Origin of the sequence: Streptomyces sp. NBC_01485, from assembly GCF_036227125.1 — a bacterium.
In the GTDB taxonomy this organism is placed as follows: Bacteria; Actinomycetota; Actinomycetes; order Streptomycetales; family Streptomycetaceae; genus Streptomyces.
This window is the reverse complement of record NZ_CP109435.1, coordinates 5,572,858-5,589,782: the sequence shown is the minus strand read 5'-3', so window position 1 is coordinate 5,589,782 and position 16,925 is coordinate 5,572,858. Positions and strand designations below refer to the sequence as shown.

Here is a 16,925-nt window from a genome sequence, read left to right as displayed (position 1 = left end):
CCCGACCGTCAAAGGATCCTTCAGCATCATGTCCTCCTCCCCCAGCACTCGCTGGTGGCGCAGCGCCGTCATCGACCAGGTCAGCTCCCGCAGCCTCACCGACGGTAGCCGTCCGGCGGCGACAGCCGTGCCCGGCGACTGGAAGGACCGCCTCCGGCTGTTCGGGTATGTCGCGCCGCCCCGGGACGACCTCCGCGAGCGGCTGGTTCCGCCCTTCCCGGAGCCGGGGACGGGGACGGGGACGGGGACGGGGGCCGGTGTCTGGGGGTTCTTGGGGCTCGGGCCGGTGGTGGCGGGTCGTGTCGTGCAGGTGATGGGGTGGCTCGGGCCGGTGCTCGTGGCCGCCTTGGCCGGGACGGTCCGGTTCTGGCAGCTCGGCCGGCCGCGGGCCATCGTCTTCGACGAGACGTTCTACGCCAAGGACGCCTGGGCCCTGCTGCACCTCGGCTACGAGGGCACGTGGCCGACCCGTACGGTCTCCGACCCGCAGATCCTGGGGCACCCCCAGGTGGTGCCGCTCTCCGACGCCGGGGCCTTCGTCGCGCACCCGCCCACCGGCAAGTGGGTGATCGCCCTCGGCGAGTGGATGTTCGGCCTCGAACCGTTCGGCTGGCGGTTCATGACGGCGCTCCTGGGCACCTTGTCCGTGCTGATGCTGTGCCGAATAGGCCGCCGTCTGTTCCGGTCGACGCTGCTGGGCTGTCTGGCCGGCGCGCTGATGGCGGTGGACGGCCTGCACTTCGTGATGAGCCGCTCCGCCCTGCTCGACCTGGTCGTCATGTTCTTCGTGCTGGCGGCGTTCGGATGCCTGCTGATCGACCGGGACGGTGCGCGGGCCCGGCTCGCCACCGCCCTGCCCACAGGCACGGACGGTCACGTGCGGCCCGACCCCGACACCGGTGACCGCGCCGGGACGGGCGTGCGGCCCTGGCGGCTCGCGGCCGGTCTCTTCCTGGGGCTGGCGGCCTCGACCAAGTGGAACGGGCTGTATTTCCTGGCCTGCTTCGTCGTCCTGACCGTGCTGTGGGACGTCGGCGCCCGCCGCGTCGCGGGAGCGCGCCACCCCTACCGGGCGGTGCTGCGCAAGGACCTCGGCTGGTCGGTGCTGTCCCTCGTACCGGTCGCCGTGGTGACCTATCTGGCGACGTGGACCGGCTGGTTCCTGTCCGACAAGGGGTACGGACGGCACTGGGCGGACGGCCGCGGCGGCACCTGGTCGTGGATTCCGGCCCCGTTGCGCAGCCTGTGGCACTACGAGTCCCTCGTCTACCGGTTCAACGTGGGACTGGAGACCTGGCACCGGTACGAGTCCAACCCGTGGAGCTGGCTGGTCCTCGGCCGCCCGGTGGCGTTCTTCTACGAGTCGCCCCAGCCCGGGAAGTCCGGCTGCCGCGCCGAGTCCGCCTGCGCGCAGGAGATCCTCGCCCTGGGCACGCCGCTGCTGTGGTGGTCGGCCTGCTGCGCGCTGGTGTATCTGCTCTTCCGGTGGGCGCTGCGCCGCGACTGGCGCGCGGGCGCCGTCCTGTGCGCGGTGGGCGCCGGCTACCTGCCGTGGTTCCTGTACCAGGACCGGACGGTCTTCTCCTTCTACGCCGTCGTCTTCGTGCCGTACCTCTGCCTGGCCGTGACGATGATGGTGGGCGCGCTGCTGGGTCCGCCGGGGGCGAGTGAGAAACGCCGTACGCAGGGTGCGGTGGCCGCGGGCGTGCTGGTGCTGCTCATCGCCTGGAACTTCATCTACTTCTTTCCGCTCTACACCGGCCAGCCGATCCCGCACTCCGCCTGGCTCGCCCGCATGTGGCTCGACACCTGGGTCTGAACCTGGGCCTGGGCCCGAGGAACCCGACAAGCCCGAGGAACCCGACAAGTCGGCTACCGACCGGCTGCCGACGGGCTACTGACGCGTACTCATGAGACCTCCATCACAGCCCATTCCTGGACCTACGGCCCTATGGATACTGTTCGGCGTCATATAGGCGACTTGTGTCCGTTCCGATGCCCTGACACTTTCGTGCCGGTCGCGAGGTCGGGCCGGGCGGCGAGGGCGAGAAGGAACGTGACCACCCAGACATCCCAGTCCCAGACATCTCCGTCCAAGAAGTCCCAGACATCCCAGATATCCCAGACACCCGACGTGGGAAACATGCCCGCGTCCCTCACCACCTTCGTCGGCCGGTGCCACGACCTCGCCGAAGTGCGCCGCCGGCTGGGGGCGACGCGGCTGCTGACGCTGACCGGTCCGGGCGGGGTCGGCAAGACGCGGCTGGCGCTGGAGGTGGCCGCCGCGGCGGCGGCGGACTTCGCCGACGGGGTGTGGCTGGTGGATCTGGCACCCGTGCGGGACCCGTCGACGGCGGCGACGGCGAACGCCACGGCGATCGCGCTGGGCGTGCCGGACCCGGGCACCCGGCCGGTCGTCGACCAGCTCGCCGTCTTCCTGTCCCGCCGCAGCCCGCTGATCGTGCTGGACAACTGCGAGCACCTCGTCGACGCCTGCGCCGAGCTCGCGGACACGCTGCTGACGGCCTCCCCCGGGCTGCGCATCCTGACGACGAGCCGCCGGACGCTGGGAATCTACGGCGAGCACGTCTTCGCCGTCCCCCCGCTGGCGCCGGACGACGCGGTGCAGCTGCTGCGGGACCGGGCCGGCGCCGTGCGCCCGGATTTCCGGATCACCGACGGCAACCGCGCCCAGGTGCACCGGCTCTGCGAGGGACTGGACGGGCTGCCGCTGGCCATCGAACTGGCCGCGTCCCGGCTGCGGACCCTGACCGTCGACGAGGCGGTGCAGCGGCTGGAGGACCGCTTCGGGCTGCTCGCGAGCGGCAGCCGGCTCGCCCGGCCGCACCAGCGCACGCTGCGCGCGCTGATCGACTGGAGCCACGAGCTGTGCACCCCCGCCGAGCAACTGCTGTGGAACCGGCTGTCGGTGTTCGCCGACGACTTCGGCCTCGACGCCGCCGAAGCGGTCTGCGCGGGCGACGGCATCGACCGGACCGAAGTGCTCGATCTCCTCGACCAGTTGGTCTCCCAGTCCCTCGTCCTGCCCACCGAGCGCGAGGGCATGTCGCGCTACCGGCTGCTGGGCACCATCCGCCAGTACGGGCGCGAACGGCTCGCCGAGTCCGGCCAGGAGCACCGGACCCTGGGCCGGCACCACGACTTCTACCTGGCCCTCGCCGAGCGCATCGCCGACGGCTGGTACGGCCCCGGCCAGCAGCAGAGCCTGGCCCGGCTGCGTGCCGAGTACGCGAATCTGCGTGTGTCGCTGGCCTGGGGCGGCGACCCGCGGGCCACCCTGGCGCTGGCCGCCGCGCTGCGCTTCCACTGGTGCGAGGGCGGCTTCCTCGGCGAAGGACGCCGCTGGCTGGAGCACGCGCTCGCCGCCGCACCCGAGCAGGGACCGGACCGGGCCAGGGGGCTGTGGGTCGCCGCCTGGGTGGCGGTGCTGCAGCACGATCACGCCGCGGCGAACCGGTGGCTGGACGAGGCCGCGGAGCTGGGCGCACGGCTGACCGACCGGGTGGTGTGCTCCCATGTCCAGGGCCTGCGCGGCACGTTGGCGCTGTTCGGCGGCCGGCTGACGGAGGCCGTGCCCCTGCTGGAGGAGGCGGTGGCCGGTCATCTGGGGACGGACGAGGAGATCGGCGCCGTCTACGCGCTGATCGTGCTGGGCACCGTCCAGTCCCACCTGGGGGATCCGCGGACCACGCAGACCTGCCGGCAGGCGGTCGCCCTCGCCGAGGCGCATGACGAGCGGCTGGTCCGCGCACACGCGCAGTGGACGCTCGGCTACGACGCCTGGCGGCGCGGCGACCTGACGGAGGCCACCGTCATGATCCGGTCCGCGCTGGAGAACGAGCTGGGCTTCAACGACTACGTCAGGGTCGCCCTGATGCTGGAGGAGCTCGCCTGGGTCACCGCGGCGGGCGGCGGCCACGAGCGGGCGGGGCGGCTGCTGGGCGCCGCGGCCGCCCTGTGGCGGGACACCGACACCGGCATCGCCACGTTCGGACCGCACATGGTCCACCAGCACGCCGAGTGCGAGGAGGACGTCGTACGGGCCCTGGGCCGGGCGGCGTACGAGGACGCCCTCGCGGAGGGCGGGCTCCTCCGCGGCCCCGACGAGGCCATCGGCTACGCCCTGCGCACCGGATCAGGGCCGACCATGGCGACAGCTCACCTCACGGCTCAGGCCACGGCTCAGGTCACGGCTCAGGTCACGGCTCCCGCCAGGACCGTTGTCATACCCGCCGGCACACCCGCCGGCCCGCCCGCCGTCACGGTCACCGCCCCGAGCCCGCTGACACCCCGGGAGCGGGAAGTGGCCGCGCTGGTGGCCAAGGGCATGAGCAACCGGCAGATCGCGTCCCTGCTCGGCCGCTCCCCGCGCACGGTCCACGGCCACGTCGAGAACATCCTGGCCAAGCTCGGATTCGTCTGCCGCGCCCAGATCGCGTCCTGGTGGACAGCGAACCAGGCCCCCACCCCTTAGGACAACCCCGTAGAAATACCCGGGCCGGGCACCCCTTTCACCCCGGGCCGGGTCGGGGTGTGCCCGTAGAAGTACCCGTGGCGTCGGCGCTGCCCCCGCGCCGGGTCTTGCGGCACAAGGCCACCGCGAGGATCGGCAACCGCCACACAGCACAGGAGCTCATGTGACGACCGAGTCGAGCGGGACGAACGAGACGACCGTGCCATTCGCTGACCAGACGCGGCCGGGTGCCGATCGGATCATCGCCCGGCCCGGCGTTCAGACGGGTGATCCACCGCTTGTCGAAGGCGAAGTAGGCCCCCTGGTGATCGCCGTCAATAGAGTGCGCAACATTAGCGGCTTGCTACAACAGGTCCGCCAGTGTGGCCCGGGCCCGTGCCACGCGTGAACGGACGGTACGGAATTCCCCCCGCCCCCCACTCACTTCACCCCCGCTCACCTGACCCCCGCTCACCTCACCCCCACCGTCCGCACCACCGTCAACGCCAGTGCCCGCGCCGTCTCCGCCACCTCCCGGAGGGACACGTGCTCGCGGGCGCTGTGAGCGACGCCGACGTCCCCCGGCCCGAACTGCAGCGTCGGGATCCCGGCCCCGGCGTACAGCCGGAGGTCGCTCCCGTACGTCGCCCCGCGTTCCCGGGGGCGCGCGGCGCCCGTCGCGTCGGCGTACGCGTCCGCCACCAGGGCCCCGAGCGGATGCCCCGCCGCCAGCCGGCCGCTCGCGAACCGGCCGCCCGGCCAGGTCACGGACGCCGGATGCGCGCGCAGCCAGTCGTCCTGGGCGCACGCCTCGGCCACGCACCGCTCCAGCGCCGCCCGGGCGACGGCCGGATCCTCCCCGAGCCGCACCCCGAGCCGCCCCTCCGCGACCAGCAGATCAGGCACGCTGCTCGCCCAGTCGCCCGAGCGGACGGTGCCGACGGACAGCGCGTAGGGAATCGGGTACTCGGCGAGCAGTGCGTCCGGGTCCCGGTTGCGCTCGCCCTCCAGCCGGGCCAGCGCCCGGTGCAGCGGCAGGTAGGCGTCGATCGCGCTGACCCCGGCCTCCCGCGAACTGGCGTGGGCGGCCTTGCCCGGGACGGTGATCCGGAAGGTCAGCGCGCCCGCGTTGGCGGTGATCACCGTCCGGGACGTCGGCTCGGCGATGACGCACGCGTCGCCGCCGTAGCCGCGCCGCAGGGTGCCGAAGGCGCCGAGCCCGCCGTCCTCCTCGCCGACGACGAAGTGCACGGCGACCCGCCCGCGCAGCCGCACTCCGGCCGCCCGGATCGCGGCCAGCGCGCCGAGCTGCGCCGCGAGCCCGCCCTTCATGTCGCACGCGCCCCGCCCGTGCACGAGATCGCCGGTGACGCGCGGCACGAAGGGGTCGCCGTGCCAGGCGGCGAGGTCTCCGGGCGGGACGACGTCCACGTGCCCCTGAAGGATCAGCGCCGGCCCGTGACCGCCACCGTCGCCGCTCCCCGTATGCCCCACCAGTCCCCACGCCTCCTCGCGCGGTGCCTCCGTGCCGGGGAAGTCGGGGTGGGCGCGCAGGTCGGGCAGGTCCATGGGCCACAGGTCGACGTCGAACCCGAGCCGTTCCAGCCGTCCGGCCAGGTGGTGCTGGATCTCGGACTCGGCGGCGCTGCCCGTGACGCTGGGGATCGCGATCAGTTCGAGCAGCGTCCGCCCGACGGCCTCCTCGTCCACCGCCGCCAGCACGGCCGCCTCCCGGTCACCGAGCACGCCCCACCCCCTCAGTCGCCGGCGGGCCACTCCCACCACTCCCGCCGGGGAGCAGGGTCCCAGTTCCAGGAATGTGACACATCACCGGTGATGTGTCACATTTCTCGGCCGACACCACCCCGGGCCTCCGCCACGCACTCACCACCATGGCCCGGATCGGGGATCACCTCACCCCAGCCGGTCCCGCGCCCGCGCCGGTTCTTCTCCACTCCCGCCCACCGTGAAGCCGATCACCGAGCCGCCGCCCGCGCGGCGGGCGGCGAAGGGGGCGCCCTCGTGGGACAGGGCCACCTCGCGCACGATCGACAGGCCGAGACCGGATCCCGGCAGGGAACGCGCGTCGGCGGCCCGGTAGAAGCGGTCGAAGACGCGCGTCAGGTCGGCCTCGGCGATGCCCGGACCGCGGTCGAGGACCTCGACGCGGACGACCCCCGGCCGGGCGGGCCCGGTGACGGCGATCTCGACCGGCGCCCGGCCCTCGCGGTCGAACTTGGTCGCGTTCTCCACGAGGTTGGACACCGCCCGCTGGAGCATGGCGGGCCGGCCGTAGGCGGTGGTCGCGCCGCTCGTGCGGATCAGGATCTGCCGCCCGGTACGCCGCCGGGCGAGGCCCGCGACCTCCTCCGCGAGGTCGGCGAGGTCCACCTGCCGCGGCGGCTCGCTGTCGGACTGGCCGGCCGCGAGGTCGACGAGCTCGTTGACCAGGTCGGTCAGCTCGCGCGCCTCCTGGGTCAGATCCGCGACCAGTTCGAGGCGGGTGTCCGGCGGCAGTTCGTCGATACGGCGCAGCAGCGAGATGTTCGTCCGCAACGACGTCAGCGGCGTACGCAGCTCGTGCCCCGCGTCCTGGACGAGCCGCCGCTGGTCCTCCTCCGACTGGGCGAGCCGGCCCAGCATGCGGTCGAAGGCGCGGCCCAGCCGGCCCACCTCGTCGTGCCCGGTGACCGGCACCTGCACGCCGAGCCGGCGCGTCCGGGCGACGTCCTCGGCGGCGGTGGTGAGGATCACCAGCCGGTGCGTGATGCGCCGGGCCAGCCACCAGCCGAACAGCCCCGCGGCGGTCACGACCGCGATCATCAGGATCAGGGTGCGCTGCTGGAGCGCCCGCAGCAGATCCTCGGTGTCGCTGAACTCCTGCGCCACCTGCACCGCGCCCCGGCCGCCGCCCAGCGAGACGGTCGCGACGCGGTAGACGTCGCTGCCGACGTCCACGTCCTTGTGCACGGCCATCCGCCCGGCCGTCGCGTCGGCCGCGACCGTGCGGTCGGCGGGCACGACCGGCAAGCCCGGGCTGCCGCCGTCGACCACCGACCCGTCCGGGCCCAGCACCTGGACGTCCGTCCGGGCCGGCCGCACGATGTCGTGGCCCGGCGCGGCCGAGGAGAAGTCCTCCGGCGCCATCCGCTGGTCGCGCACCTCGTCCCGCAGATCCTGCACGACCTCGTCGAACACCGACTCCTGGTCGACCCGGACCAGCCGGGCCGCCGCCGAGTACGACAGCACGCCGACGAGGACGGTGACGGCGGCGGTCACGGCCGCGAAGGACACCGCGAACGTCGTCCGCAGCGACACCAGCTTCGGCCGCGGCCGAGACAGCAGCCGCCGCAGACGACCCACGGTCTCAGTCCTCCCGCAGCACGTAACCCACACCGCGCACGGTGTGGATCAGTTGCGGGGAGCCCGGCTGATCGAGCTTGCGGCGCAGGTAGCCGACGTAGACGGCGAGGTTCTTCGAGCCGGGCCCGAAGTCGTAGCCCCAGATCCGGTCGTAGATCGTGGAGTGGTCCAGGACGATCCCGGCGTTGCGCACCAGCAGTTCCAGCAGCTCGAACTCGGTCCGGGTCAGCTCCAGCTCCCGCGCGCCCCGCCACGCCCGCCGCGCCTGCGGGTCCATCCGCAGCCCGGCCGCCTCCACATGCCGTCCCGATCCCGATCCCAATCCCGAGCCCGAGCCCGAGGGCTGCGGCTGCTGCTCCTTCGGAGCCTCGGCCACGGGCGCGGCCTCCGGGCTGGTCCGGCGCAGCAGCGCCCGCAGCCGGGCGAAGACCTCCTCGACGTCGAACGGCTTGACGACGTAGTCGTCGGCGCCCGCGTCCAGTCCGGCGATCCGGTCTGCGGTCTCCACCAGCGCGGTCAGCATCAGGATGGGCGTGCGGTCGCCCTCGGCGCGCAGCACCCGGCAGACCTGGAGGCCGTCGATGCCGGGCATCATCACGTCGAGGACGAGCACGTCCGGCGGGTTCTTGTGGGCGTGCGCCAGCGCCTCGACCCCGTCGGCGACCGCGGTGACCTGGTAGCCCTCCAGGGTCAGGGCGCGTTCCAGGGCGTGGCGGATGGCACGGTCGTCTTCGGCGAGCAGCAGGGTGGGAGGCACCCGCCCAGTCTGCCAAGGCCTTCGGTGGTTGCGCGGTGCGGACGGTCCTACGATCACCCTTCTTACTGGGCTCTCACCGTCCGGCCGGCCTGGGCGCCCCGGCCGGGACGGCGATCGCCGCCAGCCGCTCGGCGAACGGAAGGACCTCGAACCCGCCCTTCACCGGCTGCGCCGACCGGGCCACCGACGATCCCGACGGCCCCGCCAGTCCCGCCAGTCCCGCCAGTCCCGTCATCAGCGCCGCCAGCTCCCCCGCCGCCCGCTCGATCCGCTCGGGCAGCCCCTCCGCGCCCCAGTCCTCCGAGGCGGCGTAGACGGCGGTCGGCACGACGACGGCCCGCAGGTGGGCGAAGAGCGGCCGCATCGCGTGTTCGAGGACGAGCGAGTGCCGGGCGCTGCCCCCCGTGGCGGCGATCAGCACCGGCTTGCCCGCCAGCGCGTCCTGGTCCAGCACGTCGAAGAACGACTTGAACAGTCCGCTGTACGACGCCGAGAACACGGGCGTGACGACGACGAGCCCGTCCGCCCCCGTCACCGCGTCGAGGGCGTCCGCCAGTTTCCGGCCGGGGAAGCCGTTGGTGAGGTTGTGCGCGATCTCGACGGCGAGGTCGCGCAACTCGACGACCCGCACGTCCACGTCCGCCTCCGCCTCCGCCCGCCCGGCAGTGGCCGCCGCCAGCCGGTCGGCCAGCAGCCGGGTCGACGACGGAACGCTCAGCCCCGCCGAGACGACGACGAGCCTCATACGACACCCACCCCTTCCTGCGCGGCCTTGACCAGCGACTCATGGGTCGGCGCCTCGGGCACCCCCGCCGGACGCCCCACCGCGAACTCCTTGCGCAGCACCGGCACGACCTCCTCGCCGAGCAGGTCGAGCTGCTCCAGCACGGTCTTCAGCGGCAGCCCCGCGTGGTCCAGCAGGAACAACTGGCGCTGGTAGTCACCGGCGTACTCGCGGAAGGCGAGCGTCTTCTCGATGACCTGCTCGGGCGTGCCGACGGTCAGCGGCGTCTGGTCGGTGAAGTCCTCCAGCGACGGCCCGTGCCCGTACACCGGCGCGTTGTCGAAGTACGGCCGGAACTCACGGACGGCCGTCTGCGAGTTGCGCCGCATGAACACCTGCCCGCCGAGCCCCACGATCGCCTGCTCGGGCGTGCCGTGCCCGTAGTGCGCGAACCGCTCCCGGTACAGCTCGACCATCTGCTTGGTGTGGTCGGCCGGCCAGAAGATGTTGTTGTGGAAGAAGCCGTCGCCGTAGTAGGCGGCCTGCTCGGCGATCTCGGGCGAGCGGATGGACCCGTGCCAGACGAAGGGGGGTACGTCGTCCAGCGGGCGGGGCGTGGACGTGAAGCCCTGCAGCGGGGAGCGGAACTTGCCCTCCCAGTTCACGACGTCCTCGCGCCACAGGCGGCGCAGCAGGGCGTAGTTCTCGACGGCGAGGTTGATGCCCTGCCGGATGTCCTGCCCGAACCAGGGATAGACCGGGCCGGTGTTCCCGCGCCCCATCATCAGGTCGACACGCCCGTCGGCCAGGTGCTGGAGCATCGCGAAGTCCTCGGCGATCTTCACCGGGTCGTTGGTGGTGATGAGCGTGGTGGAGGTGGAGAGGATCAGCTTCTCCGTCCGCGCGGCTATGTACCCGAGCATCGTGGTCGGGGACGACGGCACGAACGGCGGGTTGTGGTGCTCACCGGTGGCGAAGACGTCGAGGCCGACCTCCTCGGCCTTCAGCGCGATGGCGACCATGGCCTTGATCCGCTCACGCTCGGTCGGCGTACGGCCCGTGGTGGGGTCCGGCGTGACATCGCCGACGCTGAAGATCCCGAACTGCATGGTCGCTCAACCTCCAAGTTGTTTACCGTTCAACTATACCCGCCCAACGCGCCCCTCCCGCGTTCTATTCCGGCTCCGTTCCCGGCTCCGTTCCCGGCTCCGTTCCCGGTTCCGTTTCCGGTTCCGTTTCCGGTTCCGTTTCCGGTCCCGGCTCCGTTCCCGGCTCCGTTCCCGGCTCCGTTCCCGGCTCCGTTCCCGGCTCCGTTCCCGGTCCCGGCTCCGTCTCCGGTTCCGTCTCCGGTCCTCCGCCGGCCGCCCTCAGCCGAGCGGCAGGGCGTCCATGTACGAGTTCGAGGGCTTGCGCACCTTCACCACACCCCGCGCGTCCACCGCGACCGCCGCCGACGACGTGCCCAGCACGCCGCCCGCGTGCCAGGTCCCGGTGACGTTCACCCACGTGTCGGACTTCGGCGCCGCGACCCCGTGGACCAGCACCTTCACGGACGACGCGTCCGCCGCACAGCAACTGACGATGATCCGGGTCAGATACCAGCCGTCGTCCTTCGCCGAGGCGGGCGAGACGAACCCGGTCATCACCACCGCCCGCCCCCCGATGGCCTTCGACCGGTCCTGCTGCACCCGCTGCGTGAAGTCGGTGAGCGTGATCGGCAGCGGGGACGTCGCCGGCAGCGGGTCGAAGTCGTCGTCCTGCACGGCGACAGCCTTCGCGGGCTCCCGCGACGCGGTGTACGACCCGAGGGCGGGCGGCGCGTAGAACAGCAGGCTCAGCACGGGCAGGAAGAGCAGCCAGGCGACACGGGGCACACCGGAGTGGTCGTGCCCATGACCGCCATGACCGTGCCCGCCATGACCGTGCCCGTCGGAACGACGCTCGCCCCCGCCCCCCTCCCTCTCCTGCTGCTCATGCTCATGCGGCCGTCGGAGGGACACCCACGCCTCCGTCACCCCCAGCCCGATCAGCACCACCCCCGAGGCGATCAGCAACGGCCGCATCCCCTCCTTCACGAGCCGCAGGTACTCGTCCGTGAAGAGCGAGGTCTGCAACAACCCCAGCCCCCCGAGCACCAACAGCCCCACCTGCGCGAACCGCCTCACAGCAGCACCCCTCCGATCACCGCGCTGCACACCACCGCGACCACCGCCGTGGCCGCCGAGAACCGCACCGCGAAAGCCCGCCCGAACGTCCCCGCCTGCAAGGCGATCAGCTTCAGGTCGACCATCGGCCCCACCACCATGAACGCCAGCCGCGCCACCGGCGAGAACCCGCTCAGCGACGCCGCCACGAACGCGTCCGCCTCACTGCACACCGCCAGCAAGATCGCCAGCAGCGCCAGGAACAGCACCGACAGCCACGGCGACCCGGCGAACGTGTCCAGCACCGAACGCGGCACCGCCACGTTGAAGGTCGCCGCCGCCATCGCACCCACCACCAGGAAACCGCCGGCGTGCAGGAAGTCGTGCTGGAAACCGCGCCGGAACTCCGTGAACCGACTGCGCCCCGGCACATGCCCGGTGTGCCGCACCGCCGGCTTCAGCCACTCCTCCCGCCCCAGCCAGAGCCACAGCCAGCCCATGACGGCGGCCGTCACCAGCGAGGCGACCAGCCTGGCGAGCACCATCTCCGGACTGCCCGGAAAAGCGACGGCCGTGGCGGTCAGCACGACCGGGTTCACGGCGGGCGCCGACAGCAGGAACGCGAACGCCGCCGCCGGAGTGACCCCCCGCGCGATCAGACTGTTCGCCACCGGCACCGACGCACACTCGCACCCCGGCAGCACCACCCCCGCCAGCCCGGCCACCGGCACCGCCAGCCCGGCCCGTTTCGGCAGCAGCCGGCCGAACACATGCGCCGGCACGAACGCGTTGATCGCCCCCGACAACGCCGTCCCCAACAACAGGAACGGCAACGCCTGCACGGTCACCGCCAGACACACCGTCCGCCACGCCTGCACCGCCGGCGCGTCCAACGACCGCCCGACGACCACCAGCACGACCCCCGGCACCACAGCCGCCCCGAGCAGCAACAGCCCCCAGTGACGCGGCAGTTCACGCCCAGGACGACCACTCCGCGCCCCCTCGCCACCCACCACGTCCGACGACGCCGACAGCGACGACGGCGATGGTGACGATATGCCCGTATCCACACCCATGCCCTACACCCGGCCTTCCCGCAACCGCGTCACCTGCTCCGCGCCGAAGTCCACCGTCCGCCGCATGTGCCGCACGATCACCGCGAGTTCGGCGTCGGCCAGGTCGTCGAAGAGCGGCATCCAGTCGCCGCCCAGCCGCTCCCACATCCGCCCGAACTCCGCGATCCGCTCCGGCACCGTCGCCACCAGCACCCGCCGCCGGTCGGCCGCGTCCCGCTCCCGGACGACGTACCCCGCCCGCTCCAACCGGTCCACCAGCCGGGTCGCCGACCCGGTGGTCAGCCCCGTCAGCTCGGCGACCCGGCCCGTCGTCACCGGCTCCCGCTCCAGCATCAGCAGGTTCAGACACTGCAGGTCCGTGGGGTGCAGCCCCAGACGGTCCGCGAGAGCCTGGTTGAACAGGGCATACGCGGCCACATACCGACGGGAGACGACGGACACCTCGTCCAGCAGCCGCGACCGCACGTTCCCGGACATCGCACCCCTTCGTGAGCGCCTCCGTCGGCGCCGCCCGCAGATCGTACGACGACGGCCTCAGAAGAAGTACGCGTCCCCGGTGTCCAACACCAGCACCTGCCGCCGGTCGTTGGAACGGTTACGGTCCACCGCCCCACCACCCCACAACGTGTCGACGTCCATCGTCACCTCCGTCGGCCGCCCCCTCAGCGCCACCCGCAACGCGATCTGCTCCCCCAGCCCGTCCGCGGCCAGCGCCCCCGTCCGGCACACCACCTCCTGCCGCCCCGTCCGCGCACACCCCACCGGCAACCGCTGCTCCCCCGCCGCCAACGGCACCGACCACCGCAGCCGCACCGTCGAGTCGGAGACGTCGCCGGGACCGTGATTGCGCGGAGTGAGCCGCACGTCGAGCAGCCCGCCGTCCATCGCGGCGAAGCCGTGATAGGAGAGGTCGGCCTCGCCCCCGTCCCCCGCAGCAAGCGCAGACGAACCCCCCGCCCCCACACCCACAGCCAGCACGGCACCCCACACCACAAGCCCCCACATCCTGCGCATACCACCACTCCTCGCTCACCGGTTGTAGCGATGTATCCCACGCACAGCGCCACGCAGACGCCCTCCAACAGGTGACAGCGCACCCCCGTGCCAAGCTGCGGGCATGCTGATCGCCCGCTCCGCCGCCCTCTTCGTCGTCGCCGCGTTCTTCGAGATCGGCGGCGCGTGGCTGGTCTGGCAGGGCGTACGCGGACACCGGGGCTGGCTGTGGGCGGCGGGCGGCGTCCTCGCCCTCGGCGCCTACGGCTTCGTCGCCACCTTCCAGCCCGACGCCCACTTCGGCCGCATCCTCGCGGCATACGGCGGCATCTTCGTCGCCGGCTCGCTCCTGTGGGGCGCCGTCGCCGACGGCTACCGCCCCGACCGCTGGGACGTGGCCGGCGCGCTGATCTGCCTCGCCGGCATGGCCGTGATCATGTGGGCCCCGAGGAACGGCGCCTGAGAAACGGCGCCTGACGTCGCCTACCCTGGAAAGCAGCCGCCCGCAGAACCTCCCGCACCACCCCGCACTCCCGTACGCGCCCCGCACGCACCACCCCGTACGCACCCCCGAGGAGCACGCCATGGCCACCGCCGCACCGTCCGCCGCCGCCCGCATCGCCGTCGTCACCGGTGCGAGCAGCGGTATCGGCGCCGCCACCGCCCGGCAGCTCGCCACGGCCGGCTACCGGGTCGTCCTGACCGCCCGCCGCAAGGACCGCATCGAGGCGCTGGCCGAGGAGATCACGCAGGCAGGCGGCTCGGCGACGGCGTACCCCCTGGACGTGACGGACCGCGCGGCGGTCGACGAGTTCGCGACGGCCTTCAAGACGATCGGCGTGCTCGTCAACAACGCGGGCGGCGCACTCGGAGCCGACCCCGTCGCCACCGGCGACCCGGCCGACTGGCGCAGCATGTACGAGACGAACGTCCTCGGCACCCTCAACATCACCCAGGCCCTGCTCCCGAAGCTGGTGGCGAGCGGCGACGGCACGGTCGTCGTCATCTCCTCCACCGCCGGCCACGGCACCTACGAGGGCGGCGCGGGCTACGTCGCCGCCAAGCACGGCGCCCACGTCCTGGCCGAGACCCTCCGCCTGGAGATCGTCGGCGAGCCGGTCCGCGTCATCGAGATCGCCCCCGGCATGGTCAGGACGGACGAGTTCGCCCTCACCCGCTTCGCCGGCGACGAGGACAAGGCCGCCAAGGTCTACGAGGGCGTCGCCGACCCCCTCACCGCCGACGACGTGGCGGACACGATCACCTGGGCGGTGACCCGCCCCAGCCACGTCAACGTGGACCTCCTGATCCTCCGCCCCCGCGCCCAGGCCTCGAACACGAAGGTCCACAGGGAACTGTGATGCCCGACCAGAACAAGCCGGACGAGGCGGACGAGGCGGACGAGGCGGACGAGGCGGACGAGGCGGCGAAGTCCCTGGCCCTGGAACTGGCCCTGGAACTGGAACAACGCCGCCTGATCCAGGAAACGAAGAACGAACGCCACATGTGGGTCTTCCTGGCGTACTTCCTCTTCGGCATCCACATCATCGCGTTCGTCATGATCTACGCAGTCCGCCACGCGAAGTAACAGCTCAGGGCACCGAAGCCGACGCCGCAACACATCCCGGCACCGCAACCCGCCCCGGTTCCCACCCCGCCCTAAAGTCCTGTCCGTGGACAGACACATACCGTTCGAGACGGTGCACAACTTCCGCGACCTGGGCGGATACCCGACCGGCACCGGCGACCGAGTCCGCCCCGGCCACCTGTTCCGCGCGGACTCCCTCGGCAAACTGACACCGGACACCCCCGACTGGGACCGCTTCCTCTCCCTCGGCATCCGCACGGTGATCGACCTGCGCCACCCGTGGGAGGCGGACTCGAGAGGCCGGATCCCGGAGAGCGGCTCCTTCACCTACCACGACACGGCGGCGCTGTGGCAACTGGCCCGAGGCATAAGGCAATGGCAGCCGGGCGAAAAGACCGAAGCCCACTTCGTCAACCGCATGCACGAGGGCGAGGTCTGGCTGACATACGCGGCCGGAACACCGACCGGCGCCTGGGAACTCTGGTGGGACGACCCGGCCGCCTGGGGCCCCCGCCCCCCGGAAGCCGGCTACATCCACCGCCTGATGACGACCCCCCACACATCACCACCGGGCACGGGCCGCAAGATGCTGGTGCAGGCGGAATCCCGCATCACCGCAACAAACCGCCCCTACGCCCGCCTGGACTGCCTCTCCACCAACCCGCGCCTCCGCACGTACTACGAGTCGGCGGGCTACAGGGTCGCAGGAGAACAGCGCTCGAAGAACGACGGACCGGGCAGCCCGTACGCGGTGACACTGCTGGAGAAACGACTCACCTGAACCCACACGAGTGAACGTCGCAGATCACCCGATCGACGGACGAACTGGCGATCTAGGCTCACGTCAGAAACGTCGAACACGACGGCCCTCACCCGGGACCGGCATCCCTGGCAAGGGCCTGACCAGCAAGGAAGGAATCACTTCCTCATGGCTGACTGCGAGCCTATCCCTCACCAGTTCATGGATCTCAGGGTCCCGGAGTACGCGTACATGTTCGGCTTCTTGCAGGCGGACGGGCATCTCTCCCAACAGTCGCGTCAGCGCGGACGGTTGACCGTGGAAATCAACGCACGGGATATCGAGCTTCTCGGTAAGTTCCAGAAGCTGACGCCGTACAACAGCAGCATCAGCGAACGTACAAGATCGACGAATTTCTCCAAGACCGCTCACTCGGCGGTCTGGAGCCTCTGCTCCCTCGAAGCCAGGACCAAACTCAACGGGCTCGGCCTGCCCTACGGCCGGAAATCGAAGACGATCTCCCCACCACTCGGCGAGTTCTCACAACGCGACTACATCCGGGGCGTCATCGACGCCGACGGCTCAGTGGGCTGCACGAGCAAGGGCTTCCCTTTCGTCTCCCTCACCACGGCCAGCACGGCCATCGCCGCCTATCTGTGCCAGTACGCCCAGGAAGTCACAGGCGCCGAGCGCAACTTCAAGCGCAACACCCGGGACGCGATCTACAACATCCTCTACACAAAGGAGAACGCCCAGAAGCTGGCAGCCCATCTCTACTACTCCGGCTGCCTCTCACTGGAGCGGAAGCAGTCAGCAGCCGACTCGCTCTCAGCGTGGACGCGCCCGGCAGGCATGAAGGTGATGAGCCACCGCCGTTGGAAGGTATGGGAAGACCGAGTTCTGCTGGAACACAACAACGCCGAGCCGGCTGCTGAAGCATTGGACAGAACCGTCCAGAGTTGCAGCTTGCGCCTCTGGCGGTTGCGGACCGGACAAGTCCCGATGCCGGCAAACGATCAGTAAGCAAAGGGGGCCGAGCCATAATGGCTCGGCCCCTCTCGCTTCCA

16 protein-coding genes are annotated in these 16,925 nt (G+C 71.6%); 7 read left to right on the top strand and 9 right to left on the bottom strand.

Annotated features, from left to right (window positions below; genetic code table 11):
• Positions 1-28 precede the first annotated feature (28 nt).
• Positions 29-1,819 (top strand): dolichyl-phosphate-mannose--protein mannosyltransferase, encoded by a 1,791-nt coding sequence (locus OG352_RS25340; protein WP_329219996.1) that lies wholly within the window; start codon positions 29-31, stop codon positions 1,817-1,819.
• Positions 1,820-2,143: 324 nt separating this feature from the next.
• On the top strand, positions 2,144-4,495 hold the full coding sequence (locus OG352_RS25335) for a helix-turn-helix transcriptional regulator (RefSeq protein ID WP_329223957.1): 2,352 nt from the start codon (positions 2,144-2,146) through the stop codon (positions 4,493-4,495).
• A gap of 450 nt (positions 4,496-4,945) precedes the next feature.
• Here the strand turns inward: OG352_RS25335 and OG352_RS25330 are convergent, their stop codons facing one another.
• The 9 genes from OG352_RS25330 to OG352_RS25290 form a co-directional block, all read right to left on the bottom strand.
• The gene (locus OG352_RS25330) at positions 4,946-6,220 is read right to left on the bottom strand and encodes an ArgE/DapE family deacylase (protein ID WP_329219994.1); all 1,275 of its coding nucleotides are present in this window, start codon (positions 6,218-6,220) and stop codon (positions 4,946-4,948) included.
• A 168-nt stretch (positions 6,221-6,388) separates the two neighbouring features.
• Entirely contained in the window at positions 6,389-7,837 is a 1,449-nt protein-coding gene (locus OG352_RS25325) for a sensor histidine kinase (protein WP_329219993.1), read from the bottom strand.
• 4 nt (positions 7,838-7,841) lie between these two features.
• Positions 7,842-8,582, bottom strand: a complete 741-nt coding sequence (locus tag OG352_RS25320) for a response regulator transcription factor (protein WP_329223956.1) — start codon at positions 8,580-8,582, stop codon at positions 7,842-7,844.
• A gap of 85 nt (positions 8,583-8,667) precedes the next feature.
• Entirely contained in the window at positions 8,668-9,339 is a 672-nt protein-coding gene (locus tag OG352_RS25315; protein WP_329219992.1) for an FMN reductase, read from the bottom strand.
• Entirely contained in the window at positions 9,336-10,427 is a 1,092-nt protein-coding gene (locus tag OG352_RS25310; protein WP_329219991.1) for an LLM class flavin-dependent oxidoreductase, read from the bottom strand. The genes OG352_RS25315 and OG352_RS25310 overlap by 4 nt, the downstream gene beginning before the upstream one ends.
• 258 nt (positions 10,428-10,685) lie before the next feature.
• Positions 10,686-11,483: a TIGR03943 family putative permease subunit gene (locus OG352_RS25305; RefSeq protein WP_329219989.1), complete on the bottom strand. Its 798-nt coding sequence runs from the start codon at positions 11,481-11,483 to the stop codon at positions 10,686-10,688.
• Positions 11,480-12,538, bottom strand: coding sequence for a permease (locus tag OG352_RS25300; RefSeq protein WP_443072331.1), 1,059 nt, complete (start codon positions 12,536-12,538; stop codon positions 11,480-11,482). The genes OG352_RS25305 and OG352_RS25300 overlap by 4 nt, the downstream gene beginning before the upstream one ends.
• 3 nt (positions 12,539-12,541) lie before the next feature.
• Complete coding sequence (locus tag OG352_RS25295) at positions 12,542-13,015, bottom strand: MarR family winged helix-turn-helix transcriptional regulator (protein WP_329219988.1); 474 nt, start codon at positions 13,013-13,015, stop codon at positions 12,542-12,544.
• A gap of 57 nt (positions 13,016-13,072) precedes the next feature.
• The gene (locus OG352_RS25290) at positions 13,073-13,552 is read right to left on the bottom strand and encodes a hypothetical protein (RefSeq protein WP_329219986.1); all 480 of its coding nucleotides are present in this window, start codon (positions 13,550-13,552) and stop codon (positions 13,073-13,075) included.
• A 103-nt stretch (positions 13,553-13,655) separates the two neighbouring features.
• Here OG352_RS25290 and OG352_RS25285 point away from each other — a divergent pair, with 103 nt between their 5' ends.
• From OG352_RS25285 to OG352_RS25265, 5 genes are all read left to right on the top strand, one after another.
• A complete protein-coding gene (locus tag OG352_RS25285; RefSeq protein WP_329219985.1) occupies positions 13,656-13,994 on the top strand; it encodes a YnfA family protein in 339 nt (112 codons plus the stop codon).
• A 121-nt stretch (positions 13,995-14,115) separates the two neighbouring features.
• Entirely contained in the window at positions 14,116-14,892 is a 777-nt protein-coding gene (locus OG352_RS25280; protein WP_329219984.1) for an SDR family NAD(P)-dependent oxidoreductase, read from the top strand.
• Positions 14,892-15,119: a hypothetical protein gene (locus OG352_RS25275; RefSeq protein ID WP_329219983.1), complete on the top strand. Its 228-nt coding sequence runs from the start codon at positions 14,892-14,894 to the stop codon at positions 15,117-15,119. The genes OG352_RS25280 and OG352_RS25275 overlap by 1 nt, the downstream gene beginning before the upstream one ends.
• Positions 15,120-15,204: 85 nt before the next feature.
• A complete protein-coding gene (locus tag OG352_RS25270) occupies positions 15,205-15,900 on the top strand; it encodes a tyrosine-protein phosphatase (protein WP_329219982.1) in 696 nt (231 codons plus the stop codon).
• A gap of 147 nt (positions 15,901-16,047) precedes the next feature.
• A complete protein-coding gene (locus OG352_RS25265; RefSeq protein ID WP_329219981.1) occupies positions 16,048-16,881 on the top strand; it encodes an LAGLIDADG family homing endonuclease in 834 nt (277 codons plus the stop codon).
• The last annotated feature ends 44 nt before the right edge of the window (positions 16,882-16,925 follow it).

Coding starts and splice junctions, on each gene's coding strand:
- OG352_RS25340 (WP_329219996.1), top strand. CDS start 29: ATGTCCTCCTCCCCCAGCACTCGCTGGTGGCGCAGCGCCGTCATCGAC.
- OG352_RS25295 (WP_329219988.1), bottom strand. CDS start 13,015: ATGTCCGGGAACGTGCGGTCGCGGCTGCTGGACGAGGTGTCCGTCGTC.
- OG352_RS25335 (WP_329223957.1), top strand. CDS start 2,144: ATGCCCGCGTCCCTCACCACCTTCGTCGGCCGGTGCCACGACCTCGCC.
- OG352_RS25290 (WP_329219986.1), bottom strand. CDS start 13,552: ATGCGCAGGATGTGGGGGCTTGTGGTGTGGGGTGCCGTGCTGGCTGTG.
- OG352_RS25310 (WP_329219991.1), bottom strand. CDS start 10,427: ATGCAGTTCGGGATCTTCAGCGTCGGCGATGTCACGCCGGACCCCACC.
- OG352_RS25285 (WP_329219985.1), top strand. CDS start 13,656: ATGCTGATCGCCCGCTCCGCCGCCCTCTTCGTCGTCGCCGCGTTCTTC.
- OG352_RS25265 (WP_329219981.1), top strand. CDS start 16,048: ATGGCTGACTGCGAGCCTATCCCTCACCAGTTCATGGATCTCAGGGTC.
- OG352_RS25275 (WP_329219983.1), top strand. CDS start 14,892: ATGCCCGACCAGAACAAGCCGGACGAGGCGGACGAGGCGGACGAGGCG.
- OG352_RS25300 (WP_443072331.1), bottom strand. CDS start 12,538: ATGGGTGTGGATACGGGCATATCGTCACCATCGCCGTCGTCGCTGTCG.
- OG352_RS25280 (WP_329219984.1), top strand. CDS start 14,116: ATGGCCACCGCCGCACCGTCCGCCGCCGCCCGCATCGCCGTCGTCACC.
- OG352_RS25315 (WP_329219992.1), bottom strand. CDS start 9,339: ATGAGGCTCGTCGTCGTCTCGGCGGGGCTGAGCGTTCCGTCGTCGACC.